The 10,149-nt window shown below is 30.0% G+C and carries 11 protein-coding genes; all 11 read left to right on the plus strand.

What is annotated here, in order from left to right; all coding sequences use genetic code 11:
* Positions 1–327 precede the first annotated feature (327 nt).
* The 11 genes from wecB to AAT22_RS03210 all read left to right on the plus strand — a co-directional run bounded on the left by wecB (position 328) and on the right by AAT22_RS03210 (position 10,125).
* Complete coding sequence (gene wecB / locus AAT22_RS03160) at positions 328–1,479, plus strand: UDP-N-acetylglucosamine 2-epimerase (non-hydrolyzing) (protein ID WP_047000228.1); 1,152 nt, start codon at positions 328–330, stop codon at positions 1,477–1,479.
* A 115-nt stretch (positions 1,480–1,594) separates the two neighbouring features.
* A complete protein-coding gene (locus tag AAT22_RS03165) occupies positions 1,595–2,776 on the plus strand; it encodes an acetyl-CoA C-acetyltransferase (RefSeq protein WP_047000229.1) in 1,182 nt (393 codons plus the stop codon).
* 589 nt (positions 2,777–3,365) lie between these two features.
* Positions 3,366–3,728 (plus strand): ATP synthase subunit I, encoded by a 363-nt coding sequence (locus AAT22_RS03170; RefSeq protein WP_047000230.1) that lies wholly within the window; start codon positions 3,366–3,368, stop codon positions 3,726–3,728.
* Entirely contained in the window at positions 3,729–4,427 is a 699-nt protein-coding gene (locus AAT22_RS03175) for a F0F1 ATP synthase subunit A (protein ID WP_047000231.1), read from the plus strand. It begins immediately after the preceding gene.
* Between the two features lie 170 nt (positions 4,428–4,597).
* Positions 4,598–4,828 carry an ATP synthase F0 subunit C gene (atpE, locus tag AAT22_RS03180; protein WP_047000232.1) on the plus strand — a complete coding sequence of 77 codons (231 nt, stop codon included), beginning with the start codon at positions 4,598–4,600 and terminating at the stop codon, positions 4,826–4,828.
* Positions 4,829–4,867: 39 nt separating this feature from the next.
* Positions 4,868–5,350, plus strand: coding sequence for a F0F1 ATP synthase subunit B (locus tag AAT22_RS03185; protein WP_047000237.1), 483 nt, complete (start codon positions 4,868–4,870; stop codon positions 5,348–5,350).
* Positions 5,350–5,889 carry a F0F1 ATP synthase subunit delta gene (locus tag AAT22_RS03190; RefSeq protein ID WP_047000233.1) on the plus strand — a complete coding sequence of 180 codons (540 nt, stop codon included), beginning with the start codon at positions 5,350–5,352 and terminating at the stop codon, positions 5,887–5,889. The genes AAT22_RS03185 and AAT22_RS03190 overlap by 1 nt, the downstream gene beginning before the upstream one ends.
* 10 nt (positions 5,890–5,899) lie before the next feature.
* Positions 5,900–7,414, plus strand: coding sequence for a F0F1 ATP synthase subunit alpha (gene atpA / locus AAT22_RS03195; protein ID WP_047000234.1), 1,515 nt, complete (start codon positions 5,900–5,902; stop codon positions 7,412–7,414).
* Positions 7,415–7,450: 36 nt separating this feature from the next.
* Positions 7,451–8,302: an ATP synthase F1 subunit gamma gene (gene atpG, locus AAT22_RS03200; RefSeq protein ID WP_016208047.1), complete on the plus strand. Its 852-nt coding sequence runs from the start codon at positions 7,451–7,453 to the stop codon at positions 8,300–8,302.
* 15 nt (positions 8,303–8,317) lie between these two features.
* Positions 8,318–9,709, plus strand: coding sequence for a F0F1 ATP synthase subunit beta (gene atpD, locus AAT22_RS03205; protein ID WP_047000235.1), 1,392 nt, complete (start codon positions 8,318–8,320; stop codon positions 9,707–9,709).
* Positions 9,710–9,720: 11 nt separating this feature from the next.
* Entirely contained in the window at positions 9,721–10,125 is a 405-nt protein-coding gene (locus tag AAT22_RS03210) for an ATP synthase delta/epsilon chain alpha-helix domain-containing protein (RefSeq protein ID WP_047000236.1), read from the plus strand.
* Positions 10,126–10,149 lie beyond the last annotated feature (24 nt).

Below are 10,149 nucleotides of genomic sequence, written 5' to 3' on the forward strand. Positions count from 1 at the left end.
AGGGGGTTTTTCAACAAACTGGAAATGAGCTGTAGTAACAGCTCATTTTTTATGATTTTTTATTAGGCATTATAAAGATACGCAAATTTGATTTTAATTGTAGAAGAGTAACATAATAATTAAAGTTATATATGTGAACTTCGTTATCTTAAAATAATATTAAAAAAGACATCAAAATTTGTTTATGTAAAGTATAAAGTGTATAATTATATATACTACATATTTGTAGACTAAAATTATAGAACTGAATAAAGACTATGTAAAATAGAAATAGTATATAGTAGTGAAAAAATAATAATTTTATAATTTAATTAGGAGGAACCTAAAATGAATAAAAAAAAGGTAATAACTATATTTGGAACTAGGCCAGAGGCAATAAAAATGGCACCTTTAGTAAAAGAGTTAGAAAAAAGGGAAGGAATAGACTCTAAAGTTTGTGTCACAGCTCAACATAGAGAAATGCTAGACCAAGTATTAGATTACTTTGATATAAAACCAGATTTTGACTTAAATATTATGAAAAGTAAGCAGACTTTAACAGGAATAACTAATAAAGTATTAGAGGGATTAGAAGAAATATTTATACAGGAAAAACCAGATATGATATTAGTTCATGGAGATACAACTACTACATTTTCAGGGGCGCTTGCAGCTTTTTATCAACAAATTAAAGTTGGACACGTAGAAGCAGGCCTTAGGACATTTGATAAATATTTTCCATTTCCAGAAGAAATGAATAGAAAACTTACGGGAGCTTTAGCTGATTTACATTTTGCACCAACAAAAGGCTCTAAAGCTAATCTTTTAAGAGAAGGCGTAAGCGAGAATGATATTTATATAACAGGAAATACAGTTATTGATGCTATGGCTCATACAGTTAAAGATGATTATATATTTGATAATGACATATTAAATGAAATAGATTTTAAAAACAAAAAAATAATAATGGTAACTGCCCATAGAAGAGAAAATTGGGGAGAAGGAATAGATAATATTTGTGAAGCATTAAATAAAATAGTTGATGAAAATAAAGATGTTGAACTTATATATTTAGTTCATTTAAACCCAGTAGTAAAAGATGTTGTTTACAGTAAATTAGGAAATAAAGAAAGAGTGCATCTATTACCTCCATTAGACACTAACGAAACTCACAATTTAATGAATAAGTGTTTTATGGTAATGACAGATTCAGGCGGACTACAAGAAGAAGCTCCCCATCTAGGAAAACCTGTATTAGTGCTTAGGGATGTTACAGAAAGGCCAGAGGCAGTAGAATATGGAACAGTAAAATTAGTTGGAACAGATATTAATAAAATAGTAACAGAAGCTAATAATTTAATAAATAACAAAGATGAGTATATGAAAATGAGTAAAGCGGCTAATCCATATGGGGATGGTTTGGCATCAAGAAGAATTGCAGATATAATAGAGAACTATTTTTCAATAAGAATGGTAGAAACTGAAGAATTTATAAGATAAATCATAAAAAGATGAAATTCTAGTTGATTAAAAGGGAGAAAGTGGTATAATTAAATTATGTTAATTGTTTAACAAACATGAAATTATTTTAATTATATAGAGGAGGATGTAAATTATGAGAGAAGTAGTAATTGCAAGCGCTGTAAGAACTGCTATTGGGTCTTTCGGCGGGGGCTTAAAAGATGTATCAGCAGCAGATTTAGGAGCAATAGTAATAAAGGAAGCAGTAGCTAAAGCAGGTATAAAGGGTGAATTAGTAGAAGAAGTAGTAATGGGTAATGTAATTCAAGCAGGCCTTGGACAAAATGTTGCAAGACAAGCAGCAGTAAAGGCTGGATTACCAGTAGAAGTTCCTGCAATGACAATAAATAAAGTTTGTGGATCAGGATTAAGAACAGTTGCATTAGCAGCTCAAATGATAAAAGCTGGAGATGCAGATATAGTTGTGGCAGGTGGTATGGAAAACATGTCTCAAGCTCCTTACCTATTAAAGACATCAAGATGGGGTCAAAGAATGGGAGATGGAAAAATGGTTGACTCTATGATAAATGATGCATTGTGGGATGCATTTAATAATTATCATATGGGAGTAACAGCAGAAAACATAGCTAAAGAGTGGAACTTAACAAGAGAAGAGCAAGATCAATTTGCACTTAATTCTCAATTAAAAGCAGAAGCAGCAATTAAAGAGGGAAGATTCAAAGATGAAATAGTACCGGTAGTTATTCCTCAAAGAAAAGGAGATCCGAAGATTTTCGATACAGATGAATATCCAAGGTTTGGAGCTACAATTGAAGGAATGGCCAAATTAAAGCCAGCTTTTGTAAAAGATGGTACAGTGACAGCTGCAAATGCATCAGGAATAAATGACGGAGCTGCCGCTTTTGTAGTAATGAGCGCTGAAAAAGCAGAAGAATTAGGAATAACTCCATTAGCTAAAATAGTTTCTTATGGACAAAGAGGATTAGAACCATCAATAATGGGATATGGGCCATTCCATGCAACTAAGAAAGCTTTAGAAGTAGCAAATTTAAAAATAGAAGATTTAGATTTAATAGAAGCTAATGAAGCATTTGCAGCACAAAGTTTAGCAGTAGCAAAAGACTTAAGCTTTGACATGAGTAAAGTTAATGTAAATGGAGGAGCTATTGCATTAGGTCATCCAGTAGGAGCATCAGGTGCTAGAATATTGGTTACATTATTACATGAAATGCAAAAAAGAGATGCTAAAAAAGGCTTAGCAACTTTATGTATAGGTGGAGGAATGGGAACAGCACTTATAGTTGAAAGAAAATAGTAAAAGTTAAATGTTAATTATATAAACTTTCGATAATAAAATATCGGAAGTTTATTTTTTTTATGAATTATAACGTGAAAAATAGAAAACAATATTATATAAATGGGTAATTGAATGATTTTATTTATAATAATAACTAAAGCTGGTAAAAATAACATCATTAAGATATATTTATTAACAAAAATTTTAAAAAAACAAATAAAAATGAATAAATAAATAAATGGTTATTCATTTTTTATAAATATAAGTATCATTTATATTTATAAAAAAATTTTTTTTAGTGCTATAAAAGGTGTTAAAATACAATTGTTGGAAAAAAATGTATATAAAACTTAATATGAAAATGATATCATAAATAGAAAATCGCAAATTCAATAATTAAAATATTCTGAAAAATGAATAATATTCTTTTGTTTTAGCTATATGTTAAGAAAATGTAAACAAAAGTGAATCGAAGTAAGTAAAATCAATATAAACTCTCATAACAACTAAATATAGCCGTTAGAAGTGTTATATCAACTAAAATCACATTTTCATTAATGTTTTCAGAGTACTATAATAACAAGAGTTAGTTCGAGGTGAAGATAAGATGAGTAGAGAAATGAATAAGATGGTATCAAAATTAATTAAATATGATTTAATGGTTGTATTCATTTTTGCACTTATATTATCTATTCTGATTGATTTGAAAGTGGTCTTAATTTTTGCATTGGGTGTAATGATAGCATTATTAAACACTATAGCTAGTGGATTAATTTTAGAGTACTCATTAAAAAATGATAAAAAAACAATATTAATTCTTAGCTATATAATAAGAATACTAATCATCATTATTATAGCATTGCCATTTTTGAATAATTTAATACAACTTATAACATATCTTATAGGCTATATATTACATTTTGTTGTAATAATATTTTATTGGATAAAGACGGGGAAAGGAAGTGATTAGGTGGAACCACTAAAACCAATATGGTCTTATGTTATTGGACCTATTAAGATTGATTTAGCTCCAGAGGTGGTAATTCAATGGATAACTATTGGAATAATAGCTATTGTATCTATGTGGGCAACAAGAAATATGAAACTTAGACCTAGTAAAAAACAAACTGTAGTAGAATATATATATACTATGTTAAAAAATGTAGTTACTGCCAATATGGGAGAAGAATTTTTAGAACTCCTTCCTTTTATAGGGAGTTTAGCAGTATTCTTATTGTTTATGAACTTTACTGGATTAGTAGGACTACCTGTACCTACAAAAAACTTTAGTGTGACAATAGGATTAGCCCTAATTACATTTTATATGGTACAATTTTATACAATACGTAAGTGTGGATTTAAGAGCTATTTTAAAGGGTATACATTCCCTATTGCTATAATTACACCAATAAATATATTAGAAAGAATAATGCTACCAATATCATTATCACTAAGATTATTTGGTAATATTCTTGCAGCTACATTCTTGGTAGAATTATGTTATGAGGCATTACACCATATAGGATTTATAGCTCAAATAGGAATACCAATACCATTACATGCGTACTTTGATATTTTTGATGGTGGTATTCAAACAGTTATATTTGTAATGTTAACTATGATTAATATTAAAATGATCGCAGAACATTCAGAACACTCAGAACACTAATTTTGTTTAAGTATTTATATATATGTTTCAATTAATAATCTACACCGTTACGATTTTATAAACTTAAAGATTAATAAACTTATTTAAGTGTGGAGTATTTATTACAACTTATATATTAATTTTTAATTATATAATATTATATTGTTTTATTTTAAAGGAGGATTTTTATTATGGACACAACATCAATGAGAGCATTAGCAGCTGCTATAGCAGTATTAGTAGGTATAGGAGCAGCAATAGGAATAGGAAATGCAACAGCTAAAGCTGTAGAAGGAATATCAAGACAACCAGAAGCAAGTGGTAAGATTACTACTGCATTAATGCTTGGAGCTGCTTTCGCAGAAGCAACTGCTATTTATGGATTATTAGTATCAATTCTTTTAATATTTGTTTTAAAATAGTGTCTTAGGGCTCCAGAAGGGAGGCAGTAATATATGTTAATGGAAATAAACCCTAGTACCCTTATAGCTACTATTATTAACTTTATTATTCTTTTTGTGGTTTTAAAATATAAGTTTTTTGATAAAGTTAAGGCTATTATTGATGAACGGGAAAATCTTATCAATGAACAACTAGATAATGCTGAAGAAGAAGCTGAAAAAGCTAGAATGTTAGCTATAGAAAATGAAAGAATATTAAAAAATGCTAGAGAAGAAGGGAAGTTAATTACAGAAAGACATAAACAAAAGGCTGAAAAGATATATGATGAAATAGTGGAAGAAGCTAATCAAGAAGCTAAAATCATTTTAGAAAGAGCTAAAGTTGAAATAAATAGAGAAAAAGAAAAAGTAGAATATCAATTAAAAAAAGAAGCTATAGATTTAGCTATCGAACTTTCTAAAAAAGTTATAGAAAAGAATATAGATGAAGAAAAGAATAGAGAGCTAATTGGAGAATTTATAACTAAGGTAGGTAATTCATAATGTATGAATATTTAGACCGTAGATATGCTCTAGCTCTATATGAAGTAGCAGAACAAAAAGGGAAAGTTCAAGAGTATCTACAAGACTTACGAGAAATATGTAGCCTTATAGATACAAATAAGGAATTCTACGAAGTAATTAAGCACCCTCAAATTAGTACTAAAAAGAAAAAGAGAACCTTTATAAATATTTTTAAAGGGCATATAGATGAGGAATTATTATCATTTTTATTAATTCTTATAGAAAAAGATAGAATACTTTATTTAAAAGAAAAACTTAGAGAAATGGAAAAAATTGATTTAGAGAGAAAAAACACTCTAAATGGTATAGTAAAAACTACAGTTCCCTTAAATGAAGAAGAGTTTAATAATTTAATAGCTACATTAGAAAAAAAATATAATAAGAATATTATATTAGAGCAAGTTATTGATGAAAGTATTCTTGGTGGAATATATGTAAGAATTAATAATGATGTTATAGATGGAACTGTTAAATCTAAATTAGAGGAACTAAAGGAATTAATGCTTAGAACAGAATAGAGGTGAAGGTATGAATATTAAGCCTGAAGAAATAACTTCCATAATTAAAAAGGAAATTGAAAGATACGAAAAAGAAATAAAAACTGTAGACTCAGGAACTATAATACAAATTGGTGATGGTGTGGCAAGAGTTTATGGATTAGATGATTGTATGGAAGGTGAATTACTAGAATTCCCTAACAATATTTATGGTATGGCTTTAAACTTAGAACAAGATAATGTAGGTTGCGTTCTTTTAGGATCAGAAGAGGGAATTAGAGAAGGCGACATAGTTAAAAGAACAAATAAAATTGTTGAAGTACCAGTAGGAGAAGCGTTATTAGGAAGAGTAGTTAACTCACTTGGAGCTCCAATAGATGGTAAAGGACCAATAAATAATTCGGGTTATAGGCCTATAGAAGTTCCAGCTCCTAGTATTATAGATAGAAGCTCTGTTAAGGAACCTTTGCAAACTGGAATAAAAGCAATAGACTCTATGATTCCAATAGGAAAAGGACAAAGAGAACTTATAATTGGAGATAGACAAACAGGTAAAACGGCTATAGCTCTAGATACAATAATAAATCAAAAAGGTAAAGATGTAATTTGTATATATGTTGCTATTGGACAAAAACAATCAACGGTTGCAAATATAGTTAATACCTTAGAGGAATTTGGAGCTTTAGATTATTCAATAGTTGTAAGTGGTACAGCATCAGAATCAGCACCGTTACAATATTTAGCTCCTTATGCAGGATGTAGCATGGGTGAGTATTTTATGAATCAAGGAAAAGATGTACTTATAATATATGATGACCTTTCTAAACATGCAGTAGCTTATAGGACTATGTCATTACTACTTAGAAGACCACCAGGTAGAGAAGCTTATCCAGGAGATGTTTTCTATATTCATTCAAGGCTTTTAGAAAGAGCTGCAAAGTTATCTAAGGAAAACGGAGGAGGATCCCTAACAGCTCTTCCAATAATAGAAACATTGGCAGGGGATGTAACTGCGTATATACCAACTAATGTTATATCAATAACAGATGGTCAAATATTCTTAGAATCTGATTTGTTCCACTCTGGACAAAGACCAGCAGTTAATGCAGGTATATCAGTATCAAGAGTTGGTGGAAATGCTCAAATCAAGGCAATGAAACAAGTTTCAGGAACGTTAAGACTTGAATTAGCTCAATATAGAGAGCTTGAATCTTTTGCTCAGTTTGGTTCGGATTTAGATAAAGATTCTAAAAAGAGGCTTGAAAAAGGTAAGAGACTGGTAGAAGTATTAAAGCAAGATCAATACTCACCTATGGAAGTAGAAGAACAAATTGTGATTTTATATGCAATAGTAAAAGATTTCTTATCAGATATAAAAGTTAGTGATGTTAGAAAGTTTGAGAGAGAACTTTTAGAATATATGGATACTCACCACAGAGATTTATTAAAGAAAATAGTAGATGTAAAATCATTAACTGATGAAATAAAAATAGAATTAGAGAACTCTATAGTAGAGTTTAAGAAATTATTCTTACAAGATGCATAGCTTAAATAGCTATGCACTTCTTTAGGAGGTGGAAATTTGGGATCAGCAGGACTTATAGAAATAAAGAGAAGAATAAAGTCGGTTGAAAGTACAAGAAAGATAACAAAAGCTATGAATCTTGTAGCCACTTCTAAACTTAGAAAAGCAAGGAAAGAGCTTAATGATAATGAGGAACACTATAAATTATGTGAAGAGATATTATATAATCTAATGTCAGCATTACCAGAGGAATATGAAAGTTCTTTCTTTAAAAAAGCTTCTAAAGATTTAGATAAACTATATATTGTTATAGCTTCTGATACAGGTCTTTGTGGAGGCTTTAATGGGAATATAGCTAATAATATGAATGAAATGATTAAGGATAAAGAATCAGCTAGAATAGTTGTTGCAGGAAGCAAAGGTATTTCTTATATGAGGAAATATGGCTTTGATACAGTTAGAGAATATGTAGAAATTCCTGACATACCTACAATAAAAGAAGTAAGATCTATATATGAGGATGCTTTATATATGTTTAAAACTGGAGAAATAGGTGAAGTTAATATAGTATTTACAGAATTTAAATCTCCTATAAAGCAGGAAGTAAAAATAGAAAAGCTATTCCCAATAGAAATGGAAAATATAAAGTCAGAACAATTATTAATTGAACCTAGTTTAGAAGAGGTTTTAAATTCAAGTTTAGATGTATATTTTAAGAGTAAATTAAGAAGAGCTATGTTGCATTCAAAAGTTAGTGAACAAAACGCTAGAATGACTGCTATGGATGGAGCAACACAAAATGCTAATGATATATTGCAATCTTTAAATCTTAAGTATAATAGAATAAGACAAGGAATGATAACACAAGAGATATCAGAGATTGTAGGAGGAGCAGAAGCTCAAAAATAGTAAGGAGGTATTACTATGCCTGAGAGAATAGGAAAAGTAGTTCAAGTAATTGGACCAGTAGTAGATATAAAATTTGATTCAGATGGACTTCCTAATATCTATAATGAGATTAGAATAGATATGGGAGAAAAACTACTAATAGTAGAAGTTGAACAGCATATGGGAGATGATATAGTTAGAACTATAGCTATGGAATCTACTGATGGATTAAAAAGAGGAATGAAAGCTGCTGATATGGGAAGATGTATATCTGTTCCAGTTGGTAGAGAAGTATTAGGAAGAGTGTTTAATGTTCTTGGCCATCCTATTGATAATGCTGGAGATGTAGATATTAAAGAAATGTATCCAATTCATAGACCAGCACCAAGTTTTAAGGAACAATCTTTAGAACCACAAATGTTTGAAACAGGAATAAAAGTTATAGATTTATTAGCTCCATATCAAAAAGGTGGAAAGATAGGTCTATTCGGTGGAGCTGGAGTTGGTAAAACAGTTCTTATACAAGAATTAATAAATAATATAGCAAAAGAACATGGAGGTCTTTCTGTATTTACAGGGGTTGGAGAAAGATCAAGAGAAGGTAACGATTTATATTATGAAATGAAAGAGTCTGGAGTTATAGACAAGACAGCTTTAGTATTCGGACAAATGAATGAATCACCAGGAGCTAGAATGAGAGTTTCATTAACTGGGTTAACTATGGCTGAATACTTCAGAGATCAAGGTCAAGATGTTCTTTTATTTATAGATAATATATTCAGATTCACACAAGCAGGATCAGAAGTTTCTGCATTATTAGGAAGAATTCCTTCAGCAGTTGGATATCAGCCAACTCTTGCAACGGAAATGGGAGCTCTTCAAGAAAGAATAACATCAACAAAAAATGGATCAATTACATCTGTTCAAGCAGTATATGTACCAGCAGATGACCTTACAGATCCAGCACCAGCAACAACATTCACTCACCTTGATGCAACAACAGTTTTATCAAGAAGCATAGCTGAACTTGGAATATATCCAGCTGTTGATCCATTAGAATCAAACTCAAGAATATTAGATCCAAGAGTTGTTGGAAGAGAACATTATGATGTTGCTACTGAAGTTAAAAATATTTTAGAAAGATATAAAGAACTACAAGACATAATTGCAATTCTTGGAGTTGATGAATTATCAGATGAAGATAAAAAAGTAGTTGCTAGAGCAAGAAGAGTTCAAAGGTTCTTATCACAACCATTTACAGTTGCAGAGCAATTTACAGGAATGCAAGGAAGATATGTACCAGTAAAAGAAACTGTAAAAGGATTTAAAGAAATTTTAGACGGTAAGCATGATGATTTACCAGAATCAGCATTCTTATTTGTAGGGTCTATAGAAGAAGCTATAGAAAAAGCTAAGACCTTAAGATAGGGGATGAATTTATGAGTAAGACTTTCAAAGTAAGTATAATTGCTCCTGGAAAAGCTCCAATAAAGATGGAAGCTGAGAGACTGACTACATTAACTAAGGATGGGCAAATTGAATTTAAAGCAAATCATGCACCGATAATAGTAAGTACTATTCCAACTTCGACTCTTATAGTAAATGGCGATAAAAAAGAAGAAGTATTTACATCGTCAGGAATCATTTATATAAAAGAAAATGAACTAAAGTTTTGCTGTGATGCTGTGGAAAGACCTACAGATATAGATTTAGAAAGAGCTGAAAAATCAAAGGATAGAGCTGAAAAAAGATTGAAAGAAAATAAAAATATAGATGTAGAGAGAGCAAAGCGAGCACTTGCAAGAGCTAATGCAAGAATTAATATTATAAGTATTAATAATTAAATTTATAAAAAGATAGAGGAATAA

Origin of the sequence: Clostridium sp. C8 (assembly GCF_001010885.1) — a bacterium.
GTDB lineage: Bacteria > Bacillota > Clostridia > Clostridiales > Clostridiaceae > Clostridium > Clostridium sartagoforme.

Bases quoted from the DNA above. Each gene is read 5' to 3' on its own strand.
- wecB (WP_047000228.1), top strand. From the start codon at position 328: ATGAATAAAAAAAAGGTAATAACTATATTTGGAACTAGGCCAGAGGCA.
- AAT22_RS03165 (WP_047000229.1), top strand. From the start codon at position 1,595: ATGAGAGAAGTAGTAATTGCAAGCGCTGTAAGAACTGCTATTGGGTCT.
- AAT22_RS03170 (WP_047000230.1), top strand. From the start codon at position 3,366: ATGAGTAGAGAAATGAATAAGATGGTATCAAAATTAATTAAATATGAT.
- atpE (WP_047000232.1), top strand. From the start codon at position 4,598: ATGGACACAACATCAATGAGAGCATTAGCAGCTGCTATAGCAGTATTA.
- AAT22_RS03185 (WP_047000237.1), top strand. From the start codon at position 4,868: ATGGAAATAAACCCTAGTACCCTTATAGCTACTATTATTAACTTTATT.
- AAT22_RS03190 (WP_047000233.1), top strand. From the start codon at position 5,350: ATGTATGAATATTTAGACCGTAGATATGCTCTAGCTCTATATGAAGTA.
- atpA (WP_047000234.1), top strand. From the start codon at position 5,900: ATGAATATTAAGCCTGAAGAAATAACTTCCATAATTAAAAAGGAAATT.
- atpD (WP_047000235.1), top strand. From the start codon at position 8,318: ATGCCTGAGAGAATAGGAAAAGTAGTTCAAGTAATTGGACCAGTAGTA.
- AAT22_RS03210 (WP_047000236.1), top strand. From the start codon at position 9,721: ATGAGTAAGACTTTCAAAGTAAGTATAATTGCTCCTGGAAAAGCTCCA.